Genomic DNA, 15,811 nt, shown 5'->3' with positions numbered 1-15,811 from the left:
CACCCCGACAGGCGGTTGGCCACGCGCGCGACAGCGCGAGCCCGCCTGCCGTCAATCGCGCGGGACGCTGGTTACGTACCGGACCGGCACGTGGGGCTATGGTGAGCCGCCAAGGAGCCGCCCGGCAGGGGGCCGCCGGCTCATGTCGCACGCATAAGGGAGGTTCTATGCGCAGAAGCATGCGCGCGCCCGTACTCGCCGGCGCGCTGGCGGCGGCCGCGTTCGCGGTCGCCCAGTCGGCGACCGCCGACTCAGCTACGCAGCGCGACTACGTGGTCGTCTACAAGCAGGGCGCCGCGGCGCGGGACGCGCACGCCGCGATCGAGGCCGCGGGCGGCCGGATCGTGAGCGAGAACGCCGACATCGGCGTCGCCACCGTGCGCTCGACGGACGCCGGCTTCGAGCAGCGCGCCGCGCAGCAGGGCGCCCTCGAGGGCGCCGCGCCGGAGCAGCCGATCGGCCAGGCGCCGGCGGACGCGGTCGCCAAGCGCGAGGCGGTCGAGCGTCCCGGCGGCTGGCGCGCCGGCAAGGGGCCGAAGGCGCCCAAGCTCCAGACGTCCGGGAAGCTCACGCCCGATCCGCTCGCGGGCCTGCAGTGGGACATGCAGGCGATCGGCGCGACCGCCGACGGCTCCTACAAGCGCCAGCAGGGCTCGCACGACGTGCACGTCGGGATCATGGACACGGGCGTCGACGCCTCCCATCCGGACATCAAGCCGAACTTCGACAGCGCGCTGTCGCGCAACTTCACCGTCGACGACCCGATCGTCGACGGGACGTGCGCCTCTGACCCCGACGGCAGCTGCACCGACCCGGCGAATGTGGACGAGAACGGCCACGGCACGCACGTCGCCGGCATCATCGGCGCCGCGCTCAACGGCATCGGCACCGCGGGCGTCGCACCCGGCGTCGACCTCGTGAACCTGCGCGCCGGCCAGGACTCGGGCTACTTCTTCGTCGGCCCGACGCTCGACGCCCTCACGTACGCGGGCGACAACGGGATCGACGTCGTGAACATGTCGTTCTACATCGACCCATGGCTCTACAACTGCCAGGCGAACCCGACCGACTCGCCGGCCGAGCAGCGCGAGCAGCGGCTGATCGTCTCCGCCACGCAGCGCGCGCTCGACTACGCGCGCGGACACGGCGTGACGCTGATCTCGGCCTCGGGCAACGAGGACACCGACCTCGGCAACCCCGGCAGCGACGACTCGAGCCCGGACTACCCGGACCAGGTCGCCTCGCCGCACCACCGCGAGATCGACAACGGCACGTGCCTCTCGATGCCGACCGAGGCCAACGGCGTGATCGCCGTCAACGCGACGGCTCCGAACGGCCGCAAGGCGTACTACTCCAACTACGGCCTCGAGCAGTCCGACGTCTCGGCGCCGGGCGGCGACGCGCACCAGACCGGCACGCCGACGACGATCACCGACACGGTCCTGGCGCCGTACCCGGAGTCGCTCGCGCGCGCGAACGGCCAGCTCAACCCCGACGGCAGCCCGAAGGTCACCAGCGTCGTGCGCGACTGCGAGAACGGCGCGTGCGCGTACTACCAGTACCTCCAAGGGACGTCGATGGCGAGCCCGCACGCGGTCGGCGTCGCGGCGCTGGCGGTGGCGCAGTACGGCAACCGCGACCGCGCGCACGGCGGCCTCACGCTCGACCCCGCCGACGTCGAGGCGCGCCTGCGCAGCACGGCGACCGACACGCCGTGCCCGGCGCAGAACCCGTTCGTCTATCCGGGCCTGCCTGACCACTACACGGCGACGTGCGAGGGCACGGCCGCGCACAACGGGTTCTACGGCGACGGCGTCGTGAACGCGGCGCGCATCATCGCCGGACGCTGAACGCGATCTCGCGGCGAGGGGTGACCGACCACTCGCCGCGCGTCCACCGCACCACGGTCCCGTCCGCGAGGCGGGCCGTGGCGCGGCCGGTCGGCGGCTCGCCCCACAGCGTCGCCTCCAGCGGGCGCTCGCGCTCCGGCACGTCGCCCAGGCCCGCGGCGACGTGCGCGGCCGGATACGTGACGATCAGCGCGCCGCGGCGGACCCACACCGGCGTGCGCTCCAGCGGCGCAACGGCGAGCACCGTGCCGCCACCCGCGAACTGGGCGCCGGTCCATATGTCGATCCAGTCGCCGCGCGGCAGGTCGACCTCGACCTCGCGCGCGCCCGCCTCGAGCACCGGCGCGACCCACAGCGACGGACCGTAGCCGTAGGCGTCGGCGATCGCCCAGCCGCGCGCGTCGCGAGGGTCGGTGAGGAACAGCGGGCGCACGACCGGCAGCCCGCTGCGCGCCGCCGTCGCGGCCGCGGCGCGCACGTACGGGACGAGCCGCTCGTGCAGGACGATGTGCTCGCGGTAGACGCGCAGCGTCTCGGCGTCGTAGGTCCACGGCTCCTGCTGGAAGCGCGCGTGCGCCTGCATCAGCGGCGTGAAGCAGCCGAACTGGACCCACCGCAGCAGCAGCTCCTTCGGGCAGCGCGCCATCAGCCGCTCGCCGAGGTAACCGCCGATGTCGTGCGACCAGTTCGAGATGCCCGACGCGGCGGCGGTCAGCGTGGCCGCGACCAGCGTGCGAAGCGACCAGAAGTCCGACGGCTGGTCGCCGCCCCATGTCACGCCGATCGACTGGTGGCCGGTCCAGCCGGGGCGCGCGAACAGGACGCCCTCTCCGGGGTGGACCTCGTCCAGCGCCCGCTGCATCGAGCGCCGGTAGCGCAGCCCGTGGCCCCACGCGTAGTCGGCGCCGGTGCGGCCGTCGGAGAAGCGGACGTGATCGGGGAGGTACCAGCCCTCGCCGTCGTCGGCCTTGATTCCCGCGACGCCGAGCTCGAGCACGCGCTTGGCCTGCTCGCGCCACCACGCCTCGGCCGCGTCGGACGTGAAGTCGACCGGCGAGCCGGTGCCCATCCACCAGCGCGTCACGAACGGGTCCTCGCCGTCCTTGACGAAATGCGGCCGGCCCTGCTCGTAGTTCGAGGCCGGCTCGGCGTGCAGCCGCGCCGACTCCTTGTCGGGCGGGCGCTGGCCGTCGTTGGACTCGACGTTGACCCACGGCGTCACCCACACGACGGTCCGCACGCCGGCGTCGCGCATGCGCCGGATCAGCCCCGGCGCGTCGGGGAACTGGTGCGGGTTGAACTCCCACGTGTTGTATTGCGTCTCCCAGGGCGAGTCGAGCACGATCGCGTCGAGCGGGAGCCGGTGCGCCTCGTAGCCCTCGAAGTCCTCCTCGACGTCGCGCTGGTGCTCGTAGACGTCGCGGCTCTTCCAGTGCCCGTAGGCCCACTCCGGGAGGATCGCGGCGAACCCGGTCTCGCGCAGGAAGCCGCGCAGCCGCGAGGCCGGCGTCGACTGGCAGAAGAGGTGCACGCGCAGCGGGCCGGCCGCTCGGCGCGTGGAGAGCTGCAGCTCGTCGCCGAGCTCGAAGCGCGCGCCGTGGCCATCGGTCTCGACCCATGCCGCCCAGCCGCGCGAGCTCAGCAGCCACGGCACCGGCGCGTAGTCGCCCTGTGGGATGCCGCCGAGCTCGAGCATGTCGGGCGGGCAGTCGGGACCGGTGTAGCGGCGGTCGGCGCCGAGCTGGAGCGAACGCCCGGACTGGTCGACGTGCAGCCCGTGGCGCGCGCCGAGCCCGCTGAAGCGCTGCTCGGGATGCCCCGGCGCGACGAGCGCCACGCGGTGGAAGTGCTCCGGGACGGTGACGGTGACGACCGCCCGCTCGCTCTCGGCGACCTCGGCGGTCAGCGTGCCGCGGCTGCCGTCGGCGAACACGAGCTCGGCGTCCTCGAGCGCGACGGCCTCGACGGGATCGCTCAGCTCCTCCATCGCGAGCAGCCCTTCGGTCAGCGTCACGAGCTGGTCGTCGGCGGCGCCGCTCCACGCCCGGATCGAGGCCGGGCCGAACACGCGGCGCCCGTCATGGCGCACGACGAGCGAGAACGGCGCAGGGGTGATCTCCACGGTTACGCGCACCGCATGAGCTTCGACACCGACGTCTGCGGGCGCACGTTCGTTCACAACTCCGTCACCACCTGTTGTCGGCATCGTCACAAACCCGCTCGTTTGCAGCCCGATTCTGTGCCCATGAGCCGCGTGGATCTGCACTGCCACTCCACCGCATCGGAAGTCTCCAAGCTGGGCGTCCAGCGGGCGCTCGGACTGCCGGAGTGCGCGACCCCGCCCGAGGAGGTCTATGACCTCGCGAAGCGCCGCGGCATGGACTTCGTGACGATCGCCGACCACGACACGATCGACGGTGTCCTGGAGATCGCCGACCGCCCGGATGTCTTCGTCTCGGAGGAGCTGACCGCCGGCTTCCGCGGCGAGCCCCAGGCCGTGCACGTCCTCTGCTACGGCATCACGCCGGACGACCACGAGTGGCTGCAGGCGCACGCGGGCGACGTCGAGGTCGTCGCCGCGTACCTCCACGAGCACGAGATCACGTGCGCGCTGGCGCACCCGTTCTACGCCGTCGAGGCGCCGCTGCAACCGCGCCACCGGCGCCGGCTCGCGCAGCTGTTCGAGATCTGGGAGGTGCGCAACGGGTCGCGCGCCCGCGAGCTCAACCACCCGGCTGCGATCTATGTCGACACGCACGGCGGCATCGGCGTCGGCGGCAGCGACGACCACGCGGGCGTGGACATCGGCCGCACGTGGTCGATGACGCCGTCATGTGAGACGCCTGCGCAGTTCCTCGCGCACGTCCGCGCGGGCCGCGTGAGCGCGCACGGCGAGCAGGGCTCGGCGGCCAAGTGGGCGCACGCGGCGATGGCGCTGGCGGTGCGGGCGCTCGGCCGCGGCGACTCCGACGCGCGGCCCGATCCGGACGCCGTCCTGCGGATGGTCGAGCGCGTGATGACCGAAGGCGACGCGCGCACGGGCTCGATCGGCTCCGACCTCGGCCCCGAGGACGCCCGCGCGCTGCTGCGCGCGTGGCTGGATGCCGTCGACCTGCGGATGAGCGAGCGCGACCTGCTGACGCTGCTGCAGTCCGACGGCTTCTCGCACGCCGACCTCGAGCGCCGCGCCCGCCGCTGCCACGAGCGCCGGCTCCAGCGCGCCGTCGGGGATGCGCTGGGGGCGCCGTCGTTCGACTCGCTCGGCGCCGCGGCCTCGGACCTGTTCACCGCGTGCTTCGCCGCGATCCCGTACGCGCCGGCGGCCGCCTTCCTCGGCCGCGAGAAGAGCAAGCTCGCGACGCGCGAGAACGAGCCGATCCGCGTCGCGCTCGTCGCCGACGGCATCGGCGGGATGCACGGCGTCACGCACACGCTGGACGAGATCCGCGAACGCGGCGTGCCCGGCTTCGAGGTCGAGGTGATCGGCACCGACGCCAACGTCGACCGCCGCCTGAGCGCGGTCGCCGAGGTCGACATCCCGTTCTATCCCGGCCTACGCGTGGGCGTGCCCTCGCTGCCGGCCGTCGTCGAGGCGCTGGCCGAGGGCCGCTTCGACGTCCTGCACCTCTGCTCGCCCGGCCCGGCCGGCGTCGCCGCGGCGCTGATCGGCCGCGTGCTCGAGCTGCCGATCGTCGGCTCCTACCACACCGAGCTCGCCGCCTACGCGGGGATGCGGTCGGGCGACGCACGGCTCGGCATGGCCGTCGAGGCCGCGCTCGGCGCCTTCTACGGCGGCTGCGACGTCGTCCTCTCGCCGAGCGCCGCCTCGGACGCCCGGCTGGCGGCGCTGGGCATCGACGACCCGGGGCGCTGGGACCGCGGCGTCGACCTCGCGCGCTTCTCCCCCGCGCTGCGCACGCGCTCGGGCGACGGGCGTGTGCGGGTGCTGTACGCGGGCCGGCTGACGAAGGAGAAGGGCGCCGACCTGCTCGCCGACGCCTTCCTCGCCGCGCGGGCGCGCGACCCGCGGCTGGAGCTCGTGCTCGCCGGCGGCGGCCCGGAGCAGGAGGCGTTGCGCGCGCGGCTGGGCGGCTCCGCGCGGTTCCTCGGCTGGCTCGAAGGCGAGGCGCTGGCGCGCGCGTACGCCGACGCCGACCTCTTCCTCTTCTGCTCGCAGACGGACACGTTCGGCCAGGTCGTGCTCGAGGCACAGGCCTCCGGGCTGCCGGTCGTGGCGGTCGACGCGGGCGGTCCGTCGGAGCTCATCAGCGACGGGCGCTCGGGCGTGCTGTGCCCGCCGCGGCCGAGCGCGCTGGCCGACGCGCTCACCGGCCTCGCCGGGTCGCGCGCGGCGCGCGATCGGCTCGCGCGCGGCGGGCTGGCTGCCGTGCGCGAGCGCACGTGGGAGTCCTCGCTCGCGGCGCTCGCCGCTGGCTGGCGGCGCGCGCTGGCGCAGCGCCGGCAGGCCGAGGTGCGCGCCGCGTGAGCGCACGCTTCACGACCCGCGAGTTCACCCCCGGCTCGGGCCTTGAAGGGCGCGAGTCGAACTCGCCCGAGTATCGCCCCCTGGGCGATACGACAGACCCCCGCGAGTTCACCCACGGCTCGGGCCCTGAACGGCGCGAGTCGAACTCGCCCGAGTATCGCCCCCTGGGCGATACTACGTCCCCGGCGCGCCCCTGGCGCCGACCCTCGCCGGCCCACCATGCCGCCCGTCCCAGCGGTGGCGCGCCGGGGACACCCTCACTCCGCCTGGTCGAGCGGCGACCCCTGCGGGTCGTCGACGTCGCGCTGTTCTACGGCGAGCGTTCCGGCGGGATCCGCACGTACCTCGACGCGAAGGTCGAGTACGCGCAGCGGACCGGCGCCTTCGAGCACCACCTGATCGTCCCCGGCGCCCGCGCGATCCGGCGCGAGCATTCGGCGGGCGCCATCCACGAGCTTCCCGCCGTCCGGAGCGCGACCCCCAACGGCTACCGCTGGCCGCTCGGCACGCGCCCGCTCACGACGCTGCTGCGTGAGCTCCAGCCTGACGTCCTGCTCCAGCACGACCCGTTCTGGGCGCCGCGCGCCGCCGCACGCGCGGCCGGTGGGCATGCGCTGATGGTGCACCACGGGTCGGTCGCGCTCGACGCCGCCGCGTTCCGCGGGCCGCGCGGTCTCTACGCCGCCGGCTTCACCGCCTGGCTGCACCACAGCTACGCGCACGCCGACGGCGTGATGTCCGCCTGCGACCCGCGCGCCGACATGGGTCGGGACGCCAGCGTGCCGCTGCGCTTCGGGCTCGATCCCGTCTTCCGTCCGCGGGCAGGGGTGCGCCGCGGCGATCATGTCCTCTACGCAGGCCGCTTCGGCCGCGAGAAGGGCGTGTTCGCGCTGGTCGAGGCCGCCCGGCGCTCGGGCGAGCCATGGCCGCTGTGGCTCCTGGGCGCCGGGCCGGCCGGGCGCGAGCTGCAGCAGCGGGTGCGCCGCCTCGGCCTGCGCGACCGCGTGCGCTTCCTGCCGCACCTGACCGGCCGCGACGCGCTCGCCCGCGCCTATCAGCGGGCCCGCCGCGTCGTGATGCCCGGCGAGCTGGAGACGTTCGGGCTGGTCGCCTACGAGGCGGCCGCGAGCGGCGCGGCGACGGTCGCGTGCTCGACCGCGCCGTCGACCCGGGCGCTCGGGGACCTGGTCCGGACGTTCGAGCCGGGTGACGTGGACGGCATGGCCGAGGCGATCGCGGCGGCGCGGGCGAGCGAGCCGGACCTCGACGCGGCGCTGGCGTTCGCCGCCGCGCACCAGTGGGAGCCGGTCTTCCGGGCCGAGCTCGCGGACCTGGAACGGCTCGCGGGAGCACGATGATCGAGGTCGAGCCGCGACCGGTCGCCGCCCCTGTGGCTGCGACGCGCCGCGGCTCGATCGCCGTCGCGCTGCACGACGTCGCGCCCGCGACGTACGAGCGGTGCGCGCTGATCCGCGACTGGCTGCTCGATCTCGGGGTGGATCGCGCGACGCTGCTCGTCATCCCCGCCCCCGAGCTGCATCCGTTCTTCCAGCGCTCCCCCGAGCTGGCCGCGTGGCTGCTGGACCGCCGCGACGACGGCGACGCGATCGCCATGCACGGGCTCCAGCACCGGCGCACGCGCCCGCCGGGGCTGCTCGAGCGTCCGGTGCGCGGGTTCCAGGGCGGCGCCGCGACCGAGTTCCCGGGGCTCGACGAGGAGGCCACGGTCGCGTCACTCGATGCGGGGCGCCGCGTGCTCGAGCTCGCCGGGATGCCGCCGCGCGGGTTCGTCGCCCCCGGCTACGCGTACACGGGCGCGCTGCGCGAGCACCTCGCGCTCCGCTTCGACTGGTGGGCGACGCTGCTCGGCGTCCGCCCGCGCTCCTCGCTGGCTCCCGCGCTGTCGTTCGGGACCTCGAGCCCGTTCAAGCGCGCGACGTCGCCGGGGCTGGTGCGCGCGGGCGCGGCGCTGTCCGGGCGGCTCCTGCGGCTCGACCTGCACCCGGCGGACTTCGAGCACTCGAGCCACGTGCACGCCGTGGAGGCCGTGCTCCGGCGCGCGCACCGCCGCACCGCGGTCACCTACGACGACCTATGTTAGCGGCGCCACCGGCGATGACACCACTGGACGCCGCCGGCGTGCTGCGGGCGAACTGGCGCGAGGGCGTCCGGCGCGACGGGACGCGCTTCGCGTTCACGTGTCCCGCGCCGCGGCGCTACAAGCACCAGTGGTACTGGGACTCGTGTTTCCACGCGGTCGCGTGGTCGCGGGTCGATCCGGCGCGCGCGCGGGAGGAGCTCCGGACGCTGGTGCGGGCGGGACGGTCGGATGGATTCGTGCCGCACACGGCGTTCTGGCAGGCGTCGCCGCGGTGGCGGCGGGCGCCGCTGTACGCGACCGCGCGGGTGCTGGGCGACGCGGCGACCTCCTCGATCCAGACGCCGCTGCTCGCGGTCGCGTGGGAGCGGGCGGCCGCGGAGGATCGCACGTTCATCGCGGAGGGACTCGCCCCGCTGGCCGCACACGCGCGGTGGCTCGCCCGCGAGCGCGACCCCGACGGCGACGGGCTGATCACGATCATGCTGCCCGACGAATCCGGGCTCGACGACTCGCCGAAGTACGACGCGGTGTACGGGCGGCTGGCCCACTGGCGCCCGGGGCACGCGCGGCTCGTGCAGCGCTGCCGGCGCGCGCGCTGGAGCGCGCGAACCTATGTGGCCGGATGCGACGAGCACGTCGAGGACGTGCTCGTGAACGTCGCGCACGCGCTCTCGCTGCGGGCGCTGTTCCGCATGAGCGGCGACGTCGAGTGGGCCGAGCGCGCGTCGCGGGTGGAGACGGCGCTGCTCGAGCGCTGCTGGGATCCCCGGCGCGGGCTGTTCTTCGACCTGGCGGGGCGCCACGAGCGGCGCGTCGAGGTCTCGACCTGGTCGTCGCTCGCGCCGTTGGCGCTCGGCGACGCTCTCCCGCGCGACGTGCGGGAGCGGCTGGCCGAGGAGCACCTCCTGAACCCGCGGCGCTACGGCGCACGGTTCGGCGTGCCGTCGGTGTCGATGGAGGAGCCGTCGTTCCGGCCGGGGTTCGACGCGTTCCGGACGTGGCGGGGGGCGGCGTGGACATGCACGGCATGGCTGCTCGCCGGCGGGCTGCGGGCGTTGGGCGCGGCGGACGAGGCGGACCGGCTGGCGCACAACGCGCTCGACGCGATCGCGCGGAGCGGGCTGCGCGAGTACTACCACCCGCGCACGGGGGCAGGGCACGGCGAGCACCGGTTCGGGATGTCCGCCCTCGCGCTCGATCTGCCGCGCGGGTTCGATCCGGCGGGGCCGGGGGTGTAGCGGTGCGGCGTTGGGCCGCGCCGCGCCGCGCGATCGCGTCGCCACGCCATGCCCCGCGTTCTCGCCGGCGCGGACCGGCGATCGCCGCGCGGCGGCCGCCTGCCGGGACCTGAACTGCGCTGATACGGGGAGCGGGGTCAGATCGCCTGCCCTCCGAGCGCCGGCGGGCGTCGATCGCTCCGGGCGCCGCGGGCTCCCGATCGTGATCGATCACGTCCGCTCTCCGGCCTTGGCGGGTGCCTCACAAACCTTCGAACTATTCGAAGCTTCGCCGCGCACCCCCTCGCCGCGCGCCCGAATCGATCACGCGGCCTCGCGAACCGCGCAGGCAAGCTGACCCACTCCCTTACCGGCGCAGTCCGCCGGCCGCGGGAAGCCGCGACGCGGAGACCGCGCGAGCCGCGAATCGCGGACTCGCGGGCCGCGCTGCGGGATCGGCGAACTGCGCGGGTAGCGGATGCGGGTCTCTCTGGCGCGGCGGCCTGACGGTCACGCTCGATCACCGGCGCGGTCGGTTCGCGCGCGAACGATCATCTCTGCTCGAATCGATCATTGCCCCGCCTGATCGCGCCGCCGCACAGTTTCTTCGCGCCAGACCGGGGGTAGCGGAATCGGTATGAAGCTGCTCGTCGTGACGCCCGAGCCGGTCGATGCTTCGTTCCTGCGCTCGGCGCTCGGTACCGAGGTCGAGGGTGCGGAGGTCTTGGTCATCTCGCCCGCAACGAACCAGTCCAAGCTTGCGTTCTGGGTCAGCGACCCGGACGAGGCGATCGACGAGGCCGAGACCGCCCAGGTCGACACGGTCGAGCGCTTGGAGGAGGCGGGCATCGACGCGGCGGGCCAGGTGGGAGAATCCGAGCCGGCCCTGGCGATCGACGACGCCTTGGCCACATTCCCGGCCGACCGGATCGTGATCTTCTCGCACCCCGAGGGCGAGCGCGACTACCGCGAGGACGAGGGCCTCGCCGAAGGGGAGGCCCGCTGGGGCATCCCCGTCACCCACGCGCTCATCTCGCACTGAACTACCGAGCCACCGGAGCCGACCTCCCGTTCACCGACCCGCGCCGAGCCCACGGCGTCGGGCTCGAGGGCTATTACTGGCGGTTCACCGGCGCCGGCTGGAGCGTCGCGGTGATCTGCGGCGTCTGCCGTGACGCGCGCGGCGAGTGGGCGATGGTGACCTTGTGCGCCGAGCCGGGCGGATTCGAGTGCACGGAGATCGCCGAGGTCGCACGCGCTGACCGCCGCGGGCTGGGGGTGGTCGCCGGGGATGCGGCGGGCGGTGATGCCCTGGGTGCGGCGGGTGGTGATGCGCGGGCGACCGTGCGCGGTGATCGCGCGGCCCCGATCCTTCGCGCCGGCCCTGACGGGCTCGATGTCCGGCTCCGCGGTGCGACCCTGCGCGCGCGGTTCTCGGCACGCCGGGACTGGCCGCGCCGCGCGTTCGGTGCCCTCGGCCCCGCGCAGGTGGTTCCCGGGCTCGGGCAGTACTGGACGCCGCACCTGCTGTCCGCGACCGTCGGCGGCGACGCGCGGCTCGGCGACCGGACGCTCTCGCTCGACGGCGCGGCCGTCTACGGCGAGAAGAACTGGGGCGCGGCGTTCGCGGCCCACTGGTGGTGGGGCCAGGCGGCGTTCGAGGAAGGCGCGGGCGCGGCGTTCGCGGGTGGACGGCTCGGAGCGGGCGGGCCGGCCTTCGCCGCGCCCCTGCGGCGGCTCGGCGCCTCGGTCGCGCCGACCGCGGTCGCCGTGTGGACTCCCGGTGGCCTGGTCGCCCTCGCGCCCCCGTTCGCCCGCACGGTCGCGCGCGCCTCCGGCGGCGAGTGGCACATCGCCGCGCGCTCTCCGCGCCATCGGGTGGAGCTGCGTGGGGAGGCGTCCGGCCCGCCGCTGCGCCTCCCGGTCCCCGTCCCGGCCGAGCGCCGGCTCGAGGCCCGCTCCGAGCACCACCTCGCCGGGCGCCTGCAGGTCACCGTCCACCGGGGTCGCCGCCTGTGGCTCAGGGCCGACTCCGGCCTCGCCGGCCTCGAGGACGGCCGCCCCGGCTAAGCCCGAGTCGGCGCCGCGCCGCCGTGGCCGGCGCCCACGACGTGGAGTCATCCACGGATCATCGGTGGCGCCGACGAGCCGCGCTCGCTCGCGCACGCCGAGCCCGACCTGCTCGCGCAGCGCCGCCGCGATCGCCTCGAGCGGCTCGGTCAGCGGCGGGAGGAACGGGTCCGCGTGCAGCTGCGCCTCGGTCGCGTAGGCCGCCCGCTGCAGCGTCAGCAGCTCGCCGGCGTCGGAGACGCCGAGGCGCGAGACGACCGGCCGCCCAGCCTCGGCGCCCGCCCCCACGCCCTCGCCGCCCGCGTTCACGCGCCCTCCGCCCGCCGGACCGCCAGCGCCAGCGGCTCGGACGCGACCAGAGGCGCGAACGGGCCGAGCACCGCCCAGATCGTCTTCAGCCGCAGCCGCGCCCGCATGTCGACCGGCTCCACGCGCGCCTCGGAGACGATCTCCGAGCCACCGCCGTGGTCCAACGGCGAGACCCAGTGCGCGAACGCGACGCGGACCGTCCCCGGCTCGTCCCAGGCCGCGAACTCGTCCGCGCCCGCCAGCCGCGGGTAGTCGCGGGTGAGCGTCCAGATCTTCCCGCACAGTCCGCTCACGAGCCCGTGCTCGGACTCCTCGAGCACCACGAACGGATACTCGCGGAACATCTGGCGGTAGCGGAGCGAGCCGTCGAGCCCCGGGATCCGCCAACGGACCATCCGCCCGAGCCGGCGCGTGTCCGCGAGCCGGACCTGCCCCGCGGCATCCCAGAGCGCAGCCGGCGCGGCGGCCGCGGAGCGCCGGTGCACGGTACGCACGGAGGCGTCGGCGATCCAGTCGTCGAGCGTCGCGGCGGTCACCTCCGTATGGTGACCGAGTGGGCTTGATCCAGCACAAGCGGGAGGCGTACTGGTTCTACCGCTTCCTCTCCCTCGGCTACGACCGGAGGGTGAACCCCCTCTTCTGGACGCCGGAGATGCGCGACCAGGCGCTCGCGCCGGCGCGGCTCGAGGATCCGCAGCTGAGCGTCCTGGACGCCGGCGCCGGCACGGGCTTCACCACGGAGGGCATCGTCGAGCGCGTCCCCGCGGCGAGCGTGACGATGCTCGACCAGAGCCCGCACCAGCTGGCGCGGGCCCGCGCCAAGCCGGCGCTGGGCGACTGCCCGAAGGTGCTCGGCGACGCGGAGCAGCTCCCGTTCGAAGACGACCGGTTCGACCGCTACGTCTCGGCCGGCTCGATCGAGTACTGGCCCGACCCGCAACGCGGCATCTCGGAGGCCTACCGGGTGATCAAGCAGGGCGGCGTCGCCACCGTGATCGGACCCGTGCGCCCCGCCAACCGGATCGCGCGCCGCCTCGCCGAGACCTGGATGCTGTTCCCCGGCGCCGACGAGTACGAGCGCTGGTTCCGCCGCGCCGGCTTCCGCGACGTCCGCTCCGTCCCGCTCGCGCCTGACTGGTACCGGGATGACCGCGGCCCGTACGCCCTCGCCGTCAGCGGCGTGAAGCCGTCGCCGGGGAAGCCGCTCGTCACCGAGCGCATCGAGGACCCGCCGGTGGGCCCGCTGCGCTTCGCGGCGAGGTTCGTCGCCGGCTCCGTGGCCGGCCTCGTCTTCGTGCCGATCGCGATCGCGCTGACCCTTCGCAGACGCGGGGACAGGGCCGACGCCCCGACGCCGAAGCCCTGATGACCGCTGTCCCGGCCGCGCTGCCCGCCGTCCGCGCCGCCAACGTGCTGTGGCGCTTCGCGCGCCCGCACACGATCATCGGGACCGCACTCTCCATCCTCGGCCTGTACGGGATCGCGGCCGCCGAGGACCACGGCACCGGCGCCCCCGACCTCCTCGCCACGCTGGTCGCGGGCCTCGCCGTGAACATCGCGATCGTCGGCGTCAACCAGATCACCGACGTCGAGATCGACCGCCTCAACAAGCCGTACCTCCCGATCGCGGCCGGCGACCTCTCGCCCCAGGCGGCGAAGGCGATCGTGATCGCGTGCACCGCGCTCCCGCTCGCGATGGCGCTCACGCAGGGCGCGGCGGAGACGATCGCCGTCGCCGCGGCCCTCGCCGTCGGCGCGCTCTACAGCCTGCCGCCCACGCGCCTCAAGCGCTTCCCGATCGCCGCCAGCCTCTGCATCACCGGCGTGCGGAGCCTGGCCGTCAACCTCGGCGTCTACGCCCACTTCGCCCACGGCATCGCCCCGCCGGTGTGGGCCCTGTGCCTGTTCGTGCTGCCGTTCAGCTTCGCGATCGCGGTGCTCAAGGACGTCCCCGACATCGAGGGCGACCGCGCGTACAGCATCCGCACGTTCACGGTCCGCCTCGGGCCGGAGCCCGTGTTCCGCGTCGGCCTGTTCGCCCTCGCGCTCGCCTATGCCGGGATGATCCTCGCGGGGCCGCCGCTGCTCGGCGACCACGTGCAGCCCGCGGTCCTGGTGGCCGGCCATCTCGGGGCTTTCGCGCTGCTCATCCGCTGGGCCCGACGAGCGCATCCGACGGATCCTGCTGCATTCACCCGGTTCTACATGCGGGTGTGGGCGCTCTTCTTCCTGGAGTATCTGCTGCTCCCGCTCGCGTGCCTGACCGCCTGAATTCTCGTTGGACGTCATGTAGAAGACACCGACGGCGCGTTCGACAAAGAGGCGTGGACAAGCCTCAACACGAGAGGTAGTTTTCACGCCAATGATTGCCTCCGAGGCGGATCAGCAGCCGCGCTCGGAACGGTCGCCCGTCGTGCCCTCCCGGCGCTTCGGACGTGGTTCTGAGCCGAACACCATCACGGCCTCCCAAGCGCGCGCAGCGCAACGGAGGGAAGCCAGGCGTGACGAGCAGGCCGTAGCCAACTGGCTGCGCGAGCTCGCCGCGCGGCCTCGCTGAGAGCGGGACGCCGCGCGCGCCCGCGGCGTCCCGTGTTTTCCTCATTCACACGACGGGAACCGTCGTGAAGACGGGGTGTCAACATCTGGATGACGCCCCTCTTCAAAAGGAGAAACGATGACTCCCCTCCAGCAGCTCGGTGAGCATGGAACGAGCGTCTGGATCGACTACCTCTCGCGCCGTTTCGTGAAGGATGGCGACCTGGCCGGGCTGGTCGACAAGGGCGTGGTCGGCGTGACCTCGAACCCGACGATCTTCCAGGGCGCCATCGCCTCGGGCGACGCGTACGACGATCAGATCCGCGAGCTGAGCGCCGATCACGACGATGCGTACGAGATCTTCTGGCTGCTCGCGCGCGACGACATCCGCGACGCCTGCGACGTCCTGCGTCAAGTCTGGGACGAGGGCAACGGCAAGGACGGCTGGGTGTCCTTGGAGGTCGATCCGCGGCTCGCGTACGACGCCAAGAAGACCGCGGAGGAGGCCAAGCGCCTCCACGACCTCGTCGACCGCCCGAACCTCTTCATCAAGATCCCCGCCACCAAGGACGGCCTGCAGGCGATCGAGGAGACGATCGCGGCCGGCATCCCCGTCAACGTCACGCTGATCTTCTCGCTCGAGCGCCACCGCGAGGTCATCCGCGCCTACTCGCGCGGCGTCAAGCGCTTCGCCGACGGCGGCGGCGACCCGTCCAAGCTCGCCTCCGTCGCGTCCTTCTTCGTCAGCCGCGTCGACACCGAGGCCGACAAGCGCCTCGACAAGATCGGCGGGCATGACGAGCTCAAGGGCAAGCTCGCGATCGCCAACGCCAAGCTCGCCTACCAGGTCTTCCTCGAGGAGGCCGAGGACGCCGTCTGGAAGGACCTCCTGTCCAAGGGCGCCACGCCGCAGCGGCCGCTGTGGGCGTCGACCTCGACCAAGAACCCCGAGTACCGCGACGTCATGTACGTCGAGGAGCTCGTCGGCCCGGACACCGTCAACACGATGCCGCGCGAGACCGCCGAGGCGACCGACGACCACGCCGTCATCCGCGGCGACACGATCCTCGAGGACGTCGACGGTGCGAAGGCGATCTTCAAGGCCTTCGAGGAGGCCGGCATCGACTACGACGACGTCGTGGCGGTGCTGGAGAAGGAGGGCGTCGAGAAGTTCGAGAAGTCCTTCGCCGACCTGATCGAGGGCCTCGAGAGCAAGCTGAAGGCGCTGGTGGCCGCCTAAGTC

The 15,811-nt window shown here is 73.9% G+C and carries 12 protein-coding genes; 10 read left to right on the top strand and 2 right to left on the bottom strand.

From position 1 onward, the window contains the following. Positions 1-179 precede the first annotated feature (179 nt). Positions 180-1,850, top strand: coding sequence for a S8 family peptidase (locus H958_RS0114775; protein WP_196807356.1), 1,671 nt, complete (start codon positions 180-182; stop codon positions 1,848-1,850). Here H958_RS0114775 and H958_RS0114770 read toward each other — a convergent pair. After that, positions 1,834-3,984, bottom strand: a complete 2,151-nt coding sequence (locus H958_RS0114770; RefSeq protein WP_196807355.1) for a glycoside hydrolase family 31 protein — start codon at positions 3,982-3,984, stop codon at positions 1,834-1,836. The genes H958_RS0114775 and H958_RS0114770 overlap by 17 nt on opposite strands. Positions 3,985-4,095: 111 nt before the next feature. Here H958_RS0114770 and H958_RS0114765 point away from each other — a divergent pair, with 111 nt between their 5' ends. From H958_RS0114765 to H958_RS37430, 6 genes are all read left to right on the top strand, one after another. Then, positions 4,096-6,336: a glycosyltransferase gene (locus tag H958_RS0114765; protein ID WP_028059238.1), complete on the top strand. Its 2,241-nt coding sequence runs from the start codon at positions 4,096-4,098 to the stop codon at positions 6,334-6,336. Further along, positions 6,333-7,694: a glycosyltransferase gene (locus H958_RS0114760; RefSeq protein WP_156027992.1), complete on the top strand. Its 1,362-nt coding sequence runs from the start codon at positions 6,333-6,335 to the stop codon at positions 7,692-7,694. The genes H958_RS0114765 and H958_RS0114760 overlap by 4 nt, the downstream gene beginning before the upstream one ends. Further along, the gene (locus H958_RS0114755; RefSeq protein ID WP_028059236.1) at positions 7,691-8,437 is read left to right on the top strand and encodes a DUF2334 domain-containing protein; all 747 of its coding nucleotides are present in this window, start codon (positions 7,691-7,693) and stop codon (positions 8,435-8,437) included. The genes H958_RS0114760 and H958_RS0114755 overlap by 4 nt, the downstream gene beginning before the upstream one ends. 14 nt (positions 8,438-8,451) lie before the next feature. Then, the gene (locus tag H958_RS0114750) at positions 8,452-9,675 is read left to right on the top strand and encodes an MGH1-like glycoside hydrolase domain-containing protein (RefSeq protein ID WP_028059235.1); all 1,224 of its coding nucleotides are present in this window, start codon (positions 8,452-8,454) and stop codon (positions 9,673-9,675) included. Positions 9,676-10,291: 616 nt separating this feature from the next. After that, positions 10,292-10,696 carry a hypothetical protein gene (locus H958_RS0114745; protein ID WP_028059234.1) on the top strand — a complete coding sequence of 135 codons (405 nt, stop codon included), beginning with the start codon at positions 10,292-10,294 and terminating at the stop codon, positions 10,694-10,696. Between the two features lie 110 nt (positions 10,697-10,806). Next, positions 10,807-11,724 carry a tocopherol cyclase family protein gene (locus tag H958_RS37430; RefSeq protein ID WP_081685897.1) on the top strand — a complete coding sequence of 306 codons (918 nt, stop codon included), beginning with the start codon at positions 10,807-10,809 and terminating at the stop codon, positions 11,722-11,724. Between the two features lie 305 nt (positions 11,725-12,029). Here H958_RS37430 and H958_RS0114735 read toward each other — a convergent pair whose 3' ends face one another. Continuing rightward, the gene (locus tag H958_RS0114735; protein WP_028059233.1) at positions 12,030-12,569 is read right to left on the bottom strand and encodes a hypothetical protein; all 540 of its coding nucleotides are present in this window, start codon (positions 12,567-12,569) and stop codon (positions 12,030-12,032) included. A 17-nt stretch (positions 12,570-12,586) separates the two neighbouring features. On the opposite strand from H958_RS0114735, the gene H958_RS37425 reads away from it, so the two are divergent. The 3 genes from H958_RS37425 (at position 12,587) to tal (ending at position 15,808) form a co-directional block, all read left to right on the top strand. Further along, positions 12,587-13,399: a methyltransferase domain-containing protein gene (locus H958_RS37425; RefSeq protein ID WP_051324266.1), complete on the top strand. Its 813-nt coding sequence runs from the start codon at positions 12,587-12,589 to the stop codon at positions 13,397-13,399. Beyond that, positions 13,399-14,304, top strand: a complete 906-nt coding sequence (locus H958_RS0114725) for a homogentisate phytyltransferase (protein WP_051324265.1) — start codon at positions 13,399-13,401, stop codon at positions 14,302-14,304. The genes H958_RS37425 and H958_RS0114725 overlap by 1 nt, the downstream gene beginning before the upstream one ends. Positions 14,305-14,707: 403 nt before the next feature. Next, positions 14,708-15,808, top strand: a complete 1,101-nt coding sequence (gene tal / locus H958_RS0114720; RefSeq protein WP_028059231.1) for a transaldolase — start codon at positions 14,708-14,710, stop codon at positions 15,806-15,808. Positions 15,809-15,811: the final 3 nt, after the last annotated feature.

Origin of the sequence: Candidatus Solirubrobacter pratensis (assembly GCF_000425945.1) — a bacterium.
Taxonomy (GTDB): Bacteria; Actinomycetota; Thermoleophilia; order Solirubrobacterales; family Solirubrobacteraceae; genus Solirubrobacter; species Solirubrobacter pratensis.
The sequence above is the reverse complement of the archived record's forward strand: the minus strand, read 5'-3'. Positions and strand labels throughout refer to the sequence as shown.